This is a genomic window from Paenibacillus sp. 8b26 (assembly GCF_050626875.1).
Taxonomy (GTDB): Bacteria; Bacillota; Bacilli; order Paenibacillales; family Paenibacillaceae; genus Paenibacillus.
Genome location: NZ_CP192445.1, coordinates 147,269 through 164,079 on the forward strand (window position 1 = coordinate 147,269; position 16,811 = coordinate 164,079).

The following is a 16,811-nucleotide window of genomic DNA, read 5'->3' on the forward strand; positions in this document are numbered from 1 at the left end:
AGGTGAACTTATGGACAAATTAATTAAACAAATGGAAGTCATTATGAAAGAATTAGAAAGAAGTATTTCCTTAATGAATGTTGGTGAAAGTGAACAAATTCTACAAGTCTTGTATAATACAAAGCGGATTTTCCTTGCTGGTTCAGGGAGATCAGGTTTAGCGATCCGTGCTTTCGCTAATCGACTGTTGCACTTAGGTAAAACGGTTTATATTGTTGGTGATATTACTACTCCAAGCATTCAAGCAGAGGATATTTTATTTATTGGTTCTGGTTCAGGAGAAACCGCTGGTCTAATAGTAAATGCAAAAAAAGCAAAGCAATCAGGAGCAAAGGTAATTCTTAATACAACGAATTCGCAGTCGACTTTGGGGAAACTAGCTGATTACATGCTTTTAATTAATGTTGACAATAAAGAAACGGATACTGATTTAATGGAATCTTCTATTCAACCCATGGGATCGGCATTTGAGCAATTAAGTCTTCTCTTGTATGATGCGATTGTTTTGGAATGGGTAGCTAATTTTAATGAAACCTATGATGACATGAAATTAAGACATGCTAATTTGGAATAAACGTTTGATTTGAGGCAGAACAAAATTTCGATTCTTCACAGAGCGCCTCCAAGACCAAAGATTAAATTGAGTAATTTGAATACGACCTAAACTTGAAGCCTCTTATATAATCCTCTGGAGCTGTCAATATTATTATTAACAAGGAAGGAGGAGAGAGAGCCATGCAGCTTGATGATAGAAGCAGCAGCTTGCTGCAAGAATTGTTATCAAATCCAAGTGTGAAGAGTAAGAACTTGGAACATAAGTATGGTTTAAGCCGCAGGCAAATCAGTTACAGCCTTGAAAAAATCAATGACTGGTTAGAGGGCCAACGCCTACCAAAAATTGAACGGAATAAACAGGGTGTTTTTATTGTTGATGCTACTCTCTTCTCTGCTGTGCCTAATGAAGTAAACAAGCCTTCGACAAAAAAATATATTTTTTCTGAAGCAGAGCGAGTAGAACTTATTATTCTGATCCTACTGAGTCGTAGTGAAGAATTATCTTTATTTCATTTTACCAGTTCCATTTACGTAAGCAAGAATACCATACTAAATGATCTAAAAGCAGCACAAGAATTAGTCGAACCTTATGATCTTAGTATCCGTTATTCCCGGTTATCTGGTTACTCAATTGAGGGTGTTGAATTTCAAAAAAGAAAGTTATTGATTGATGTCGTTAACAAAATTCATCACATGTACAATGGGGAAAAATGGGTTCAACAGTTAGCAGAGATCACTGAAAAAGAAGTGCAACAGATTCATGAACGTCTTGAAAAGATTGAAAGCCATCTGAGCTTGAAATTTACAGATGATAAGATGAAAACTTTGCCGCATATCCTACTGATCTTGCTGCGAAGAATCAAACTTGGGAAAACAATAAATTCCTCTCATATTAGCTATGAAGAATTATCGGATACCAAGGAGTACCAAGCGGTTCAAGAACTACTATCGGATTTGGTGCATATCCCGACCGAGGAAAGATTATTCATCACACTGCAAATTCTTACGACGAATGTTTCCTCATCTGAGCTCCTTGGGGAAGACATTGTATCAGATTTAAATCAGGCATTGAAAAAGATGCTGGAGCGATTCGAGAAAATGTCCTGCATCCTCTTACAAGACAAAAAGCAGTTGTTGCATATGATCATGCTGCATATAAAACCTGCATATTATCGCATTAAATACAAACTTACTATTACTAATCCACTACAAGAAACAATTAATAGTGAATTCATAGAACTGCACCACCTTGTAAAAAAGTCAGCAAAACCTTTAGCTGATTACATTGGCTGTGATATTCCAGATAGTGAATGCACTTATTTAACGATGCTGATAGGCGGTTGGTTAACAAAGCAAGGAGACAGCATTCTGAGTAAAACAAAAGCAGTAGTGGTCTGCGCTAACGGAGTATCCGTTTCTAAGCTTTTACTAATTACTTTGAATGATTTATTTCCTGAATTCATTTTTTTGGATTCCTTATCTGTGAGAGAATTCAAGATGTATGATTTGGAATATGACATTGTTTTTTCTTCCGTATATCTGCAAACGAACAAACGACTATTTATAGTCAAGCCAATATTACAAAAGGAAGAAAAGATCTCTCTACGAAAACAAGTGATGGAATTATTGCATGGATTCACTCCATCTGAATTAAGTTTGAAAAATATTCTGGAGATCGTTGAGAAATATGCAACCGTTCAGAACAGGCAACTTCTTGCAAAGGAATTACAACACTACTTTACAAGCCATCACTCGTTGTCTTTCAAATCACAACCCGAATTACAAAAGACAAATTTGCATGACCTGATAACGCCGGAGAATATTACATTGCTTCCTTCAGTATCATCTTGGGAAGAGGCTATACGATTAGGGGCGCTACCGCTGCTGCTTCAAGGGAGTATCCAACCTTCTTATGTAGAAGCTATGATCCAACATTACGATGTGGAAGATCCGTATATCATTATTAGCCCAAATGTGGCAATTCCTCATGATAGTCCCGAAAGTGGGGTAAACGAAGTAGCTATGAGCTTGCTCCGTTTAGAGCAAGGCGTTGAATTTGCAAGAAATAGGCCGATAAACATCGTTATTATCATAGCCGCTGTCGATAAACAACAGCACTTAAGGGCATTGGTTCAGTTAATGAAACTTGTTGAAAGTAAAGATGATTGTGAAGCTATCATTCAAGCCCAAAGTGCAATGGATATCCATAGTATCATCAAAAAATATGGTACGGATTATTAAAAAGATATCTATGTTTTCCGATTTTTATAAAAGGGAGTAATTATTATGAGCGCAAAAACGATAAATGGACTCGTGTTTGATCAGGATTTAATTCAACTGCACGCACGTTACGATTCGAGGGAAGAGCTTATCAAAAGCTTTGGAAAAAAGATAGAAGAGAAAAATTATGCCAAAAAAGGATATACAGAATCTTTGCTTCAACGTGAAATCGAATATCCGACCGGAATCAACATGGGGACAATTGGAATAGCAATTCCACATACAAATAAAGAATTCGTTAACGAAACTGCTATTGCCGTTGCAGTTTTAGATAATAGCATAGAGTTCGAGGATATGGGGGGATCTGATGTAACTGTCAACGCAGAAATTGTAATGGTACTTGTAGTAAAAAATCCTAAGATGCACATCTCATTTTTAAAGAACTTAACAAGTTTGTTTCAAGAAGAAAAATTCGTTAAACGTTTTCAAAATGCAACTAATCCTGCCGAGATCGAGGAAATACTCTTGAAGTTGCTTTAATAGAGACACATAAAATAATGTTGTAAAATTAATTAAATTGGTTGATGGGACCGGATATGAAATTGCGACATATAACAATGATGGAAAACTGGATTTACAGCCAAATACAGATTATCATCTCAAAGTAGAAGCGCAAGGCAATATCACTAAGGTTTATTTGAACAATAAATTAGTTATCGACACAAAAGATCAAACTTATAAAGAAGGATACTTTGGTCTCAAATGATGGGATACAACGGCTTTTTTTAATGAAGTTAAAGTGAAACTAAAACATAAAGATGAATGATTAAGAAAAGTTAAATAATGATATTTGTATCTCTATGGATTTAGTTTGTGTCGCCGCACAGCGACACAAACTTTTTTTAATTATTTGGTCCATTTTCAGAGATAGAATACTTAATCCTGTTTGGTTCAATGTACATCGACACAAAGTATCCAATCAAAACTACCTTATAAAATCCAAGCTTAAGCAGGAAATTTGCAGAAATGGGGTGAAGAATACATTGTAAGCAAAATATCAAGTTGGGAAAGGCATAAAGTTGGAAGAGCAATTTTTGTTTGTATTTAATCGAATTGAACAAACCAAACATAACTTAATGATGGGGGCATTATCAATGAATAAGGATGATGAGAAATTACTGCAATATTATCTGGAACTAAAAGGTCCGAATGCGGGAGAATGGAACTCCTCTCCACAGTGCATTCACACACAGTTGGTGACAAGGGATTACGTAAAGAAGACATTCGATATTTTTGATGAAATCCAAGTATGTAATGTTGGTATCGGAACTGGGGATTGGGACGATTACCTTGGATATTGGCTTAAGGAAAGAGGTGGTTTAACCAGCATTGATATTGACGAAAGTATTTGCGAGATATTTAAGTATAGACAACAGAGGGAGCGGCATCCGAATCCGTCAAAGGTTTTATGCAGGAGCATATTCGATTCCGATTTGCCTCAAGAAGCCTTTGATATTGTAACCCTAATTGGGTCCGCTATTAATGAAACAGGGGACTTCAAAAAATGCTTAGATTCGTGTCTTAGTTTAATCAAGCATGGGGGATATTTGATGTTTATGGCAAGTTTAAAATATACACCCGTTGAAATGTTAGAGGAATACATAAGTAATACTAAGTATCATATTGTGCAAAAAACTGTATACGAAGTGTTCCTTGAATATCCGTTTTTCATCAGCAAAATCAGAAAATAATCAGGCTAAGTGTAAATTGACTTACTGTAACCACTCTATTTGTATAGGCTTGGTTGCACAATCTTTGGTACTTCGCGAATAATTTTTTCTTTTATTTGCGATATAAAAGTTTTCATTTGTAAAGTGATTATTTATATTCTTACCTTCAGTCAGTCATTTTCGTTGAAAGTTCTTTACCTCGGTTGGTGACGGTAAAGAACTTGCCAACGAGATCTGAAGGGGTTACCTATGAGAGCGATACCTTGCCCCGCTCCGATGCAGTTCGGCATATTTCTGCGTGTTTGTCCCATATAATTTCCACCTTAGGCTTAGATTTTGTTCAATCAAGAATGAGGGTTGACACCTATATCGGGAACAAATATAATAAGGCTAATCAAAACACATGAACAGTTGATCATATGTTTATATAAATTCAATTCGTTTCTTTCAAACTGTATAGAGAGGGAATGAAAAGTCGATCGAAACAGTGGAAAGGTATTATGACAAACCATTCAATTAGTTTAAGGAGAGGATAACGGTGTCCGTAAACAATCATGGTCATGACCATGGACATAACCATAAGCATGTACATACCAACAATAAAAAAGTACTCCTGATTTCATTCATCATTATTACGGTGTATATGATTATCGAAGCGGTTGGAGGTGTGATTACCAACAGTTTGGCTCTGCTTTCCGATGCGGGTCATATGTTGTCCGATTCCATCGCTTTAGGGGTGGCTTTGCTTGCATTCACATTTGGCTCCAAAGCTGTAAACACAGGGAAAACATACGGCTACAGGAGATTTGAAATTTTAGCTGCAGCCCTTAACGGTGTTACGTTGATCGGCATTTCACTTTACATTTTTTACGAGGCGATTGAGCGGTTTATGAATCCTCCGGAAGTAGCCACATTTGGCATGTTGATTATCAGTACCATCGGATTGCTTATAAATCTGTTGGTTGCGTGGATTATGATGCGTGGAAGTGACACCAAGGAAAACCTGAATATGCGCAGTGCCTATTTGCACGTACTCAGTGATATGCTGGGGTCAGTTGGCGCCATTGCCGCAGCTCTTATGATGATGTTTTTTGGCTTGGGCTGGGCAGATCCGCTTGCTAGTGTCGTTGTCGCGGGACTTGTTTTACGTAGCGGTTACTTTGTCACAAAATCGTCCTTGCATGTTTTGATGGAAGGGACGCCCGAAAATGTTGATATGAACGAAATTGTCAATTCGATCCGAAGGGTAGATGGTGTTAAGGGAGTCCATGATGTACACATTTGGTCCATTACAAGCAGCATGAACGCTCTTACTGCTCATGTTGTCGTTAACGGAGAAAAATCGATCTATGAAACCGAAGTGATTCTAAAAAAAATCAAACACATGCTGGAACACAAAGAAATCTGGCACGTGACCTTACAAGTTATGTCCGAACGGCATGCTTACGATAGCTCGATTTTATGTACCGTCAAAGCCGATGTGACGGATGCGCATGCTCATCATCACCATTGATGGACACGGAATCGTCAACATCAACCGCTGTAGACGAAATGAATTTATTCCCCCACAAGCGGCCTCTCCACTCCATAGTGTGATGAGGCTGTTCTGCTACTTATGGAAACAAAGTCAATCAAATCAAGATGACTTGTATAATGAGTTTTTAATAAAAGGTGTCTGGCCTACATTCAAGTTCGGAACTAATTCTTACTAAAATAGTATCTCAGTGTAATAGAAAAAGTACTTTTATCCAACTGGATTGTTATAAAAACTAAGTCTCAAAGGATGTTATAACCCATACTACTGCGAGTATTATACGGCACGCCGGTAAACAAGCCGGAGCTGCTGTTTCGCTTGCTCTTTTTGCAGATCCTATACAATCTCTTGGATAACCGAATGAATTAGGAAGCCAAAGTGGATCTGGCATCGGGATTAATCCGGAGGATCCGCTGACAGATCGAGTTTGACCTTAGAGATACGTTCAAGAAATGGATCAAGCGCAGATCGATCATTGAACACAAAAACGTGGAGATGAAGAGATTTCGGTATGGATTCAGCCGGGTACTAGGGTCTCTTTCGCATGCGATTACAAGCCTACCTCACCAAGTTCGTTGTAAACGCGAAACGGAGGCAAAGCTAATAGAGCAAAAGCAGCCCATCCTCGGGTAGAGGATGGGCTGCTTTTTTCGTCTCATCTCATCGTATCCATTTTTCCTGTCTGAGCTTTCACAACTATATAAGCGAGGGTTTACAGGAAACTCCTAATTCGGGGCTGTTTTACGTTATGGATGGTTGGTGAAATTGTGAACCGTTTTTGGGGGAATGTTGCCCTCATTCAAATCTCTTTCTGCAATTTGGAAGCTACATCCATCGATACTCAGGAAAAGTTTGTCTTTAGCTTTCGGAGATATTTAGATAATTAACAAGCCTATTTTTAGATTGTATTTGTTAAGCTGGGATGAAAAAGTGTCCATCAGTTTTTTTACTTTGTTTATTAATTTATGAGAAATATTAGATATGTAAATTGTGCATTTCGTTTGATATACGGGTATAATGATGACGAAAATGAAAAGGGAGGAGATTAAGATTAATTATAAAGATATATATAATTTACATATTCAGCTTCTTGATGTATATGAGAGGAACCAACAGGATCGCCATCCTTCAAAAGGATATTAATTTTTATAAACGACAGCTTAACTTTTTTTGTGAAAATTTTGTACAAATGATTTTTGTTTTAAACCAACTAATAAAAATTCATGAGAAGAATAGAGAGCCTAAAATTAAGTGGTGCTTAGAGACTTATTATTCAAAACAACATAAGGATATTGAAAAAGTAACAGATTGAAAGATGATAAGACCAGTGGGTGGATTCATTTCAGCGTAATTGAAATATGGTTCTATATGAATAAAATGGACATGCCAAAGCGAAATTTTCAAGAAAAGCAAAATCACAGATGAGTTCCCAGTTTGGGATTTGATTCTGTGATTTTTCTTATTTCACGAGCGGAAAAATGTTTAAATTGGAGGCTAAGACAAAGAAGTTATAACAAAAATTACCGCTAGAAGCAGGCTAAATTGCTGCTCAAGAGCCTGTTTCTACAGGTAGTCACCATAGTTTAGACCTGCAGGAGAAGTTAACCTCGTATGCAAAAGATTAAATCAGATCTACAACAATACAGAAACAACGTTTCGCCAGTATTGCTAAGTAAAAAGGGACGAAGCGGGCTATCGTAAAGCTTAGCAATAAATCCAATTACTAACTCGGGTATCGTTTCTTTGTCCTCTGAGAAATGAATACGAACCCATTTCTCAGAATCCAGGCGAAGATTAGGGAGTTTGATCACTTCATCTGGATCCTAAAAGTCTGGGTATACCAGATAAACCAAAGCCAGTAGCTCCGTTTTCCTTGGCTGTGGAATAGGGCGGTTATTATCTTTTTTTTCCATATGGGCTTTATTTAATCTTGGCAGCAATATGGTGTGGATTACTTTAGTTTGAAGACACGCCCTAGTTAATTAAAATCTTAAATAAGTTGAATCTTTAGCCGTTGATATAAATCAAAAGGTCTTCGGATTTTTGGTTTAAGAACAAAATAGACTTAGTAGTTTAAACGGGAAAGTAATACAGGTGCTGTAAATTGAACTTAAGTTCTATTCTGAGATATAAAGATTAGATATAAAAACGTTGACTAAATTCAATTTCAAAAGTATAATTCAATTAATCGATTGAATAATTGACAAATTAATTGAGGAGGATTCTATTTATGGGAGCAGTATCTTTAACAAAACAGAATTTTGAATCGAACATTAAAACCGGAGTGACACTAGTCGATTTTTGGGCACCGTGGTGTCCACCTTGTCAAGTGCAACTTCCAATCGTGAACGAGCTAGCTGATGATTTAGCCGGACAAGCAACAATAGCCAAAGTCAACGTTGATGAGGAAATCGAATTGGCTTCACAATTTGGAGTTAGAAGTATTCCAATGCTACTCTTATTTAAAGATGGTAAACTGGCTGAAACAATGGTGGGGATCGAGCAAAAGCAAGCTCTTAGAGAAAAAATTCTAGGATTGCTTAATTAACAGAGTATTCAACAAATCCATTTTTGTAATAATCATTGAAATACATGTGAAGAGAGCGACGGATTTGGATTTTTCTGAACCGTCGTTTTTTTCAATTTATTAAGTGAATTTTTGAGTTAGAATCAAAATGAACTGAAAGTAAATGTTGGATTGCTATTTTATACTTGGACATACTAGTGAGTAATTCGAATGCAGGAAGGCATAACCCGAAAATCCAAGGTATTGCAACAAAGAGGAGGTTCCAAATGGAAAGTAGATGTCCTGAATCGGATATTAAAGAACGTTTATATCAGCAATTTGCTCGAATTGGGAAATGTTTATCCAGTGACAAAAGACTTGAGGTTATGGATCTCTTATCAAACGGACCAAAATCTGTTGAAAGTTTGGCTACACAAACTGGTATGAGTGTTGCGAATGTATCCCGTCACTTACAAATTTTGCTGGAAGCGAAATTGGTTAGATTTCAAAAGAAAGGTACTTTCGTCATATATAATATTAGTGATTCATCTGTAACTCATTTTTTGTCCTCTTTATGGAATTTGTGTGAGGACAGACTCTCTGACATAAAACAGATTAAAGATGAGTTGAAAAGGCAATATGTAGGTGTTCAAAGTATCACAAAAAATGACCTATTGGCAAAAATGAAGCAGGATAGCATGGTTCTCATAGATCTTCGACCAGTTGAGGAGTATAACACATCTCATATCCCAGGTGCTATATCTGTACCTTTAGAGCAGTTGGAAGAATACCTAAAAACATTAAATAAAGCTGATGTAGAACTTGCTGCATACTGTCGTGGCCCTTATTGTTCTCTTGCATCTCAAGCTGTTGATTATATTCAAAAACAGGGCTTCACAGCGTATCGAATAGAAGAAGGAGCCAGAGAGTGGAATGCTTACGATGGAGAATGAGGAATGAAATTTTAATAAAAGATGAAATTGGAAAATATAGTACTTTTAACATTTAAAGTTCGATTTAGAGAGTTGATCATACTGAAAATTAATCATTAAATTCAACTGTACAATTGATCTTATGGAATCCCTGAAAAATAGTTTTTTTGTTAAATTTACTGGCTAATTCAACATTTCTGCTTCTTTCGCGGTGTAAGATTTTATCTTTAAAATCAAACCCAATCCAGGTGCCTGATCATATTAAATGGCTTGACATAAGAGATAATTCCGATTTTGAAAAAGAGCAAGTTCCAGAATCCATCAATATCTCTAGGGCGATTGTCTTTTGTTTGGAGAAAAGATAAGTCTCCCACAGATAGATAGTGTAATTATATTGACCGATCAATATTTTAAAGGAAAAAAAGCGGTACGTTTTTTACGAAAATAGGGATTTCATGATTTGTATTTATTAGTAGGTCGAGTTCCTCAATTAAATGAATGGAGTTAGAAAAGTAAATTAGAACAATATTGCATTGAATATTATTGGATCTGTAGCTATTCAGTTCCGAATAACATACAGTAAGGCGGGAGATTAATGATAAATGTCCAAGAAATAACTTCAGAGAATGAAATAGATTCGTTTATCCAAGATAACCGATTAAGTATGCTATATGTATCCCAAGAGGATTGTAATGTATGTCATGCAATTTATCCCAAACTAAAAGAATTACTCAACAACTATCCAGAAATAAAACTTGCGCATATAGATGCTAGTCAGGTAGAGGCGGTTGCAGGCAAATTATTGATTTTTACAGTTCCCACGATCATCTTATTTTTTGATCAAAAGGAATATCTTCGTGAAGGACGGTTTGTTCAGTTTGAACAATTTGAAGCACGATTAGAACAGTTGTACAATGCGGTATAAATTCTAAGGTAATATCAACATGAAATAAACTATTTAATACGATGGAGAAAAGAATGAAGAATCCCGTGATTATTATTGGTGTTGGTTTAAGTGACCTGCGAGCTGTCAATTTACTTACGGAACAAAGAATCTGATGCCCATCAGCAAAAAAAGTAAGGACTATTTTTTATAAAGATTGTTCTGCGGATGCCGATACGGCTATATCCAAAGAGCGTATTTCACTTCAAAATTTTTCACATTAAGCACCTATACCTGTATCTGGGAATGGAACATCCAAAAACTAACAAGAAGTTACAACGAATCTATTCATCCGTAATGAAAATAATCAATTCGAATATACAATTAATTAATTGAATGTTTGACCCGTTTAAATTATACTAATGGAATACCACTATTTTAAAACTAAGGAGGTTTATTCATGAAGAAAATGAAAGCCATGCAAATTCCAGCTGCAGGAGAAAAAATGCAGTTAGTTGAGGTACCGGTTCCGCAGCCGGCAGAAGGGCAAGTATTGCTCCGCGTTGAAGCTTGCGGCGTATGTAATGGAGATTCAATGGCCATGGGCGGTGCGGCGTCAGCATATCCCCGCATTCCTGGACATGAAGTGATAGGAATCGTTGATGAGCTTGGATCAGGCTCGTCAAAATGGAAAATTGGAGAACGTGTCGGCATTGGATGGCATGGGGGACATAGCCATGTGACCGGATTAACAATGGACGGTGGATATGCTGAATACACGGTTGCTTATGAGGATAGTTTGTCCAGTATTCCAAATGAAATTTCGGCAATGGAAGCTGCTCCACTAATGTGTGCTGGAGAAACGACCTTTAGTGCCATCAAAAATAGTAAGGCTCGCCCTGGTGATCTAGTAGCGATTCAGGGGATTGGTGGACTGGGACATCTTGCCGTGCAGTTTGCAAGCAAAGCCGGATATCGCACCGTGGCTATTTCACGAGGAAATGATAAAGAAGCTCTCGTACGTGAACTTGGAGCCCATCACTACATTGATTCGGCCAAAGAAGATCCGGCTGAGGCATTACAAGCATTAGGCGGTGCTAAAGTCATCCTGGCAACTGCACCTAACGCGAAGGCCGTTTCCTCTCTGATCAATGGGTTGGGTCAAGACAGCGAGCTCATCATTGTGGCAACTTCCACTGATCCACTAGAATTGTCAGCGATGGACTTTTTGAAAGGATCTAACACGGTCAAAGGTACGTTAACAGGCGGAGCGGAAGAAATCCAAGCGACGATTAATTTCAGTGTGCTGACGGATATTCGCCCCATGATTGAGTCATATCCATTAGATCGTGCTAGCGAAGCATACGATAAAATGATGTCAGCATCGACTCGATTCCGTGCTGTCCTGAATATTTCTGAGTGATGATATAATTACATGGATGGGTAGCCTACGACTCACGGGTTAATAGAACCACTTGTTCAATTTGGACAAGTGGTTTTTTTAATGTACTGTAGGATTTACCATATGCCAGTAATACTAAAGATACTGCGTTATGTCGAACTTCGCTCAACTAACTTGTATGTTAAAGTGTTTAGCCTGTTTTTGGTGTTATTTAACTTATTTTGCAAAATAAGAAATGCATTCTCAGCTTGCTTGTCGATAGGATAGTCAATCGTTGTCAAATCGAGCAAGTGAGCCACCTCTGTATTATCGAAGCCCATAATCCCCAAATCTCCCGGAATGGAAAATCCCAATCGACGCAGGGCTGTCATAAGACCAGCTGCCACTTCATCATTGGCACAAAAAATAGCATCAGGTCGGTCTTCCTGCGATACCCACCATTTAGCAAGCTCCTCCCCATCACGAACTAAAGTTTTATCTTCGAAATGAGGAAATGGATACGCCATGAGATTGTGTTTCTTAACGAATTCTGTATGGGCACGAATGCGTTCCTTTGTATTCAGTCCTTTGGACATCGGATATATGCTAAGTATTTTTCGGTAACCTTTGGAATGAAGATATTCAAGACCTGTCGAATAGGCATGAAATTGATCCATAAAGACAGAAGGAAGATTCTCGTTTTGAAGACGTTGCCATATAACAATGGGGCCATACCGGGCATAGGATTCAATGACATCCCATTCATTGGACCGTATCAAACACACGATAGCATCTAATTGCTTCCGTTTTAGCATTTCCAGGGCAATAAGCTCCTTTTCAGGTTCTCCATTCGTGATAAAAAGAGTGACGATAAATCCGTTTTTCTCAGCATAAAGAGTGAATGCACGAACAAAATTAATAATAATGGGACTAAAGGAGACCGTCATTATTCCAATCTGACGAGTTTTACCTTTTTTTAGAGAGATCGCATTAGCATTGGGGACATAATCAAGCTCCTCGATAATTTCTAAAACTTTTTGTCTGGTTAAATCACTTACGTAGCCGTGTTTATTAATTACTCGTGATACAGTTGCTGTGGATACTCCCGCTAAGCGAGCAATTTCTTGAATATTCGCCACTTCTAACCACCTCTTAAGAGAAATCATATCATGTTTCCTAAGTTTGTCTTAACTAAAAAGGACTTCAGAGCCTAATAATATTGGCCTTGAAGTCTTTTAGTTAAGAATTGGAGAAATTAATTGTTATTCGTCTGTTCTTAGAAGTCAGCTTAATGTAACTGAAAATGTTCTTGCCACTCATTCAAGCCCTCTTCCATGCGAAAAGCCGTAAAGCCTTCAGATTGTAATTTCTGCGTCGCCAGAGCTGAGTAGACACACAGTGGACCTCTACAATATGCGATGATTTCTGTGTTTTTCGGTATCTCTCTTATTAGTGCATCTAATTCTTCCATCGGCACTGAAATTGCTCCCGCAATATGATCCATGTCATACTCTTCTTTAGGACGTAAATCCACCAAAATTATTGAATCATTATTAATCTTCTCCCTAACCTCATCCATCGTAAGCGTTTGAACGTCATCAAGATTGTTTAGGAAATCGTCTTTCATTCTACTAATGTCAGGAAGTTGTTTTTCACTGATTCGCCATAAAGAGGAAAGAAATTCGATGATTTCTGGATCAGCCAAAGAATAGATCACATATACTCCTTTTTTTGTGAATTTAACCAGTTTTGCATCGAGCAGAACTTGAAGGTGGCGAGATACATTCGCAATATTCATGTCTGTGCAGGTAGCTATTTTTTCTACGGTTCTAGAACCATTGGATAGCACATTTAAGATCTCAAGACGCTTATCACTGGATAAACATTTTCCGATTCTAGCCAATTGTTTATAGAGATCTTCCTTAAAGATTTTCGCAGAGTTCAGCATATCTTCCATTATTCTCAACCTCTATTCTTGTCGTATTATAAAACGGGAATCCCCAATTCCAATCATGCATAGGAGAAGCCTTAGAATACACCTTAAACTATAATCCATAACTGAAGAATCATAATGAGGAAATTATATACTCAAAAATTGACTTTACTCATGAAATCGGCTCTTGTTCATTCAATTGAATATTAAAATTTTAACATGAACAACCCGAGTGGAGTCAAGTCAAAAGGATATAACTTGATAAAATTTATAAGAATACCCTATTTAGAAAGTTAAAAAGAAAGCCTTAAATTCTGGTTTACTCCAACATACAACGCATATGAAACATAAACTCTCACAAAAAAAGTTGACACTGCCATTGCGCTCTGTCAGCTTTTTTCATTATGCAAAGATTAGAGCGTGTCTGAAAACTCATCACTGAGTCAATTTGAAAATGGCGGCTATGTATACAAATGACAAGAATGATTTTGCCAGTTTGTCATAACGAGTTGCCACGCGGCGAAAATGCTTGATTTTATTGAAAAAGCACTCAACCAAGTGGCGTTCTTTGTATCGATACCAATCAACTTTCCATGGATTTTGACTATTCGCCTTAGGCGGAATGATGTAGGATGCCTGCTTAGCCGTAATCCAATTCCGAATCGCTTCTGAGCCATAGGCTTTGTCGCCAAGAATATGACTTCCTGTAATATCAAATCCTTCAAGTAAATCGATGGCTGGAACGGAATCATAGACTTGACCACCTGTCAGAAGAAAAGCGAGGGGATTCCCTAATCCATCGACGACTGTATGAAGTTTGGTTGTCTTTCCACCACGACTGACGCCGATATGCTGATTTACTGCGTGTCCTTCTGCGTTTTTTTAGCACCGGCACTGTGTTGATGGGCTTTAACCGACGTAGAATCGATGCTCAAGTTTTCAAAATCAGGCTCTACGTGAAGCGCTTGGAAGATGGCGACAAGTAATCCTGTGTCTCTCCATTTGCAGAAACGACTGTAGGTCGTTTTCCATGAACCGTAACGTTCTTCCGGTAGATCACGCCAGGCGCACCACTTCGAGCGATCCATAGAATAGCATTAAACATGGTTCGATCACTTAATTTTGACGGACGTCCTGTTTTATATGATGGAAACATGCCCTTAATTTGTTCCCACTGCTCATCGCTTATTTCGTACCGATGGTGTAATTCTTTGGCTGCCTGACCTGATGGTTCGTAGCGGTTTCGAATTGAACTCCAGTTTAGCATTTTCTATTTTCCTTAATATAGGTACAATAGCTGGTACTTTTTTCTTGTCAACTATTGCAGACAAAAAAGGTTTCAAAGTTTTGCTTCCTGCGGTATACACCCTTGGATCTTTTTCTTTGATGCTTATGGGAATTAAAGCAAGTATGATATTGCTTTATGCATTTGTAATTCTGGTTGGTTTCTTCTTGTTCTCCGCTCACAGTTTGGTTAATGCATTTGTATCACAGCATTATCCCGAAGAAATTCGAACAACTGCCATTGGCTTTCCGAATAGTATCGGAAGATTTGGGAGTATATTGGGACCTACTGTAGGTGGCTTACTCTTATCTGGTAATGCATCGGTAACAGAATGGTTTATCACTTTTGGTTCAGCCGGACTTATTGCAGCTATTTCGTTTATTATTATCAACCTGGCTACAAAAGAAGACAGAGTGAAAAAGGATAATGCAACATTGTAAAACCGCTATCTGAGGTCAAGTCGAATCAGATAGCCGTTTTTGTTACGTATTATTTGAATGGATAAATCGGTGCTTAATCTTATTTGAAAGGGACGAATCATGAAACGATTTACTGTAAGTTTAAAATTTAAGCTTCTTGCTGTTTTACTGATCATTTCAATGGCACCTCTTATTATTTCAACCATTTTCTTGACCATGAAGTACGATAATGCGTTAAAAGACAGTACAGTGAAAATACAGTTTACAACTGCGTCTTCACAAACTGAAATCATGGACAGGTGGCTAAACACAAAGATTATCACAATGCAGGAAGCCCTAAAGCAAAATAAAATGATTTTTGAAAGCGGAGACATTAATCGGATATTACCAATATTAAAAATGCTAAAAGCAACTGATGCCGACAATATCTCCTTTTCCTTCACTGACACAAAGGGGATGGCCTACGGAAGTGACGGAGTGAACACAGATCTTTCCTATATGCTGGATACATATAAACAACAAAAGGATTTGCAAATCAGTGATGTCATTCAAGATCCCCAGTTGAACCTAATAATTATCACAGTACCCGTGTTGGACGGGCAAGGAGGCTTCAAAGGTGTTATTTCTTCATATTTGAATGTGAATGTCTTGTTAAAAAGCATCGGTTACATTCAATTAGGGAAAACCGGATATGCCTATCTTCTTTCGTCGAATGGTACCGTTTTGGCCCACAATAAACAACAATTAATTGGCAAATCGTTCGAGGACTATGCAAGCTCAGATATGAAACAGAAATTTAAAAATACAATGCTTAAAGAAAAAACAGGAACGATCCAATATAAAGAAACTGACAATACAATGATGCTTGCTTCCTTTGGAACAGTAAGTCAAACCGGATGGCGAGTCGTGGTAACGGGCGCAACATCAGAAATTCTTACATCAGCGGATAAAGCGAAGAATATAGCGTATCTCGTTATCTTGTTAACCTCTATTGCGGTGGGACTCATTTCATTATTTGCTTCACGTTTCCTTTTGAAACCAGTGTTAACTATTACTGAACTCATGCAAAAAGTAGCTTCTGGTGATTTGAGTAATCGCCTGATTATCCACTCACAGGATGAGATCGGGAACTTAAGCCGGAATATTAATCAAATGCTTGATTCGTTCTCATTAATGATTCGAAAGCTGAAGGACTCTGTAAGGCTTACAGCGGAAGCATCTGATCGACTAAATCTAATTTCTGAGGAATCTGTCCAGACGTCTAAGGAAATTACGACATCCGTTGTGTCTGTTACAAAGGGTTCTGAAGATCAGTACTCTAATTCTCAGATGTCGGCCAAAGCCATGGAGGAAATTGCTGAAGCAATACAACAAATAGCCGACTCATCCTCTACCATTTGGTCTAACGCAAAACATGTCACAGAAACGTAGAT

14 protein-coding genes and 1 pseudogene are annotated in these 16,811 nt (G+C 37.7%); 12 read left to right on the forward strand and 3 right to left on the reverse strand.

Going from position 1 to position 16,811, the window contains the following annotated elements:
* Nucleotides 1-10 precede the first annotated feature (10 nt).
* The 10 genes from hxlB (at nt 11) to ACQ4MX_RS00625 (ending at nt 11,783) form a co-directional block, all read left to right on the forward strand.
* Nucleotides 11-574, forward strand: coding sequence for a 6-phospho-3-hexuloisomerase (gene hxlB / locus ACQ4MX_RS00580; RefSeq protein WP_025722481.1), 564 nt, complete (start codon nt 11-13; stop codon nt 572-574).
* A 161-nt stretch (nt 575-735) separates the two neighbouring features.
* A complete protein-coding gene (locus ACQ4MX_RS00585; RefSeq protein WP_053325503.1) occupies nt 736-2,796 on the forward strand; it encodes a BglG family transcription antiterminator in 2,061 nt (686 codons plus the stop codon).
* A gap of 45 nt (nt 2,797-2,841) precedes the next feature.
* The gene (locus tag ACQ4MX_RS00590) at nt 2,842-3,315 is read left to right on the forward strand and encodes a PTS sugar transporter subunit IIA (protein ID WP_023988785.1); all 474 of its coding nucleotides are present in this window, start codon (nt 2,842-2,844) and stop codon (nt 3,313-3,315) included.
* A gap of 37 nt (nt 3,316-3,352) precedes the next feature.
* A complete protein-coding gene (locus tag ACQ4MX_RS00595; protein ID WP_431088751.1) occupies nt 3,353-3,541 on the forward strand; it encodes a DUF6250 domain-containing protein in 189 nt (62 codons plus the stop codon).
* Between the two features lie 313 nt (nt 3,542-3,854).
* A complete protein-coding gene (locus ACQ4MX_RS00600) occupies nt 3,855-4,526 on the forward strand; it encodes a class I SAM-dependent methyltransferase (RefSeq protein WP_431088752.1) in 672 nt (223 codons plus the stop codon).
* A gap of 517 nt (nt 4,527-5,043) precedes the next feature.
* Nucleotides 5,044-6,018 carry a cation diffusion facilitator family transporter gene (locus tag ACQ4MX_RS00605; protein ID WP_431088753.1) on the forward strand — a complete coding sequence of 325 codons (975 nt, stop codon included), beginning with the start codon at nt 5,044-5,046 and terminating at the stop codon, nt 6,016-6,018.
* Between the two features lie 2,251 nt (nt 6,019-8,269).
* Complete coding sequence (trxA, locus tag ACQ4MX_RS00610) at nt 8,270-8,587, forward strand: thioredoxin (protein WP_431088754.1); 318 nt, start codon at nt 8,270-8,272, stop codon at nt 8,585-8,587.
* A gap of 245 nt (nt 8,588-8,832) precedes the next feature.
* Nucleotides 8,833-9,498, forward strand: coding sequence for an ArsR/SmtB family transcription factor (locus ACQ4MX_RS00615; RefSeq protein ID WP_431088755.1), 666 nt, complete (start codon nt 8,833-8,835; stop codon nt 9,496-9,498).
* A gap of 574 nt (nt 9,499-10,072) precedes the next feature.
* Nucleotides 10,073-10,402, forward strand: coding sequence for a thioredoxin family protein (locus ACQ4MX_RS00620; protein WP_190299327.1), 330 nt, complete (start codon nt 10,073-10,075; stop codon nt 10,400-10,402).
* Between the two features lie 418 nt (nt 10,403-10,820).
* Nucleotides 10,821-11,783, forward strand: coding sequence for a zinc-binding dehydrogenase (locus ACQ4MX_RS00625; protein ID WP_431088756.1), 963 nt, complete (start codon nt 10,821-10,823; stop codon nt 11,781-11,783).
* 128 nt (nt 11,784-11,911) lie between these two features.
* On the opposite strand, the gene ACQ4MX_RS00630 is transcribed toward ACQ4MX_RS00625, so the two are convergent.
* The 3 genes and pseudogenes from ACQ4MX_RS00630 to ACQ4MX_RS00640 all read right to left on the reverse strand — a co-directional run bounded on the left by ACQ4MX_RS00630 (nt 11,912) and on the right by ACQ4MX_RS00640 (nt 14,830).
* Nucleotides 11,912-12,880 carry a LacI family DNA-binding transcriptional regulator gene (locus ACQ4MX_RS00630; RefSeq protein ID WP_431088757.1) on the reverse strand — a complete coding sequence of 323 codons (969 nt, stop codon included), beginning with the start codon at nt 12,878-12,880 and terminating at the stop codon, nt 11,912-11,914.
* A gap of 149 nt (nt 12,881-13,029) precedes the next feature.
* On the reverse strand, nt 13,030-13,698 hold the full coding sequence (locus ACQ4MX_RS00635; RefSeq protein WP_023988726.1) for an ArsR/SmtB family transcription factor: 669 nt from the start codon (nt 13,696-13,698) through the stop codon (nt 13,030-13,032).
* A gap of 411 nt (nt 13,699-14,109) precedes the next feature.
* Nucleotides 14,110-14,830: pseudogene (locus ACQ4MX_RS00640) on the reverse strand (IS5 family transposase).
* A gap of 155 nt (nt 14,831-14,985) precedes the next feature.
* Between ACQ4MX_RS00640 and ACQ4MX_RS00645 the strand changes: the two are divergent.
* The gene (locus ACQ4MX_RS00645; protein ID WP_431088758.1) at nt 14,986-15,399 is read left to right on the forward strand and encodes an MFS transporter; all 414 of its coding nucleotides are present in this window, start codon (nt 14,986-14,988) and stop codon (nt 15,397-15,399) included.
* 99 nt (nt 15,400-15,498) lie between these two features.
* Nucleotides 15,499-16,809, forward strand: a complete 1,311-nt coding sequence (locus ACQ4MX_RS00650; protein ID WP_431088759.1) for a methyl-accepting chemotaxis protein — start codon at nt 15,499-15,501, stop codon at nt 16,807-16,809.
* The last annotated feature ends 2 nt before the right edge of the window (nt 16,810-16,811 follow it).

Coding starts and splice junctions, on each gene's coding strand:
- hxlB (WP_025722481.1), top strand. CDS start 11: ATGGACAAATTAATTAAACAAATGGAAGTCATTATGAAAGAATTAGAA.
- ACQ4MX_RS00585 (WP_053325503.1), top strand. CDS start 736: ATGCAGCTTGATGATAGAAGCAGCAGCTTGCTGCAAGAATTGTTATCA.
- ACQ4MX_RS00590 (WP_023988785.1), top strand. CDS start 2,842: ATGAGCGCAAAAACGATAAATGGACTCGTGTTTGATCAGGATTTAATT.
- trxA (WP_431088754.1), top strand. CDS start 8,270: ATGGGAGCAGTATCTTTAACAAAACAGAATTTTGAATCGAACATTAAA.
- ACQ4MX_RS00615 (WP_431088755.1), top strand. CDS start 8,833: ATGGAAAGTAGATGTCCTGAATCGGATATTAAAGAACGTTTATATCAG.
- ACQ4MX_RS00620 (WP_190299327.1), top strand. CDS start 10,073: ATGATAAATGTCCAAGAAATAACTTCAGAGAATGAAATAGATTCGTTT.
- ACQ4MX_RS00625 (WP_431088756.1), top strand. CDS start 10,821: ATGAAGAAAATGAAAGCCATGCAAATTCCAGCTGCAGGAGAAAAAATG.
- ACQ4MX_RS00635 (WP_023988726.1), bottom strand. CDS start 13,698: ATGGAAGATATGCTGAACTCTGCGAAAATCTTTAAGGAAGATCTCTAT.
- ACQ4MX_RS00650 (WP_431088759.1), top strand. CDS start 15,499: ATGAAACGATTTACTGTAAGTTTAAAATTTAAGCTTCTTGCTGTTTTA.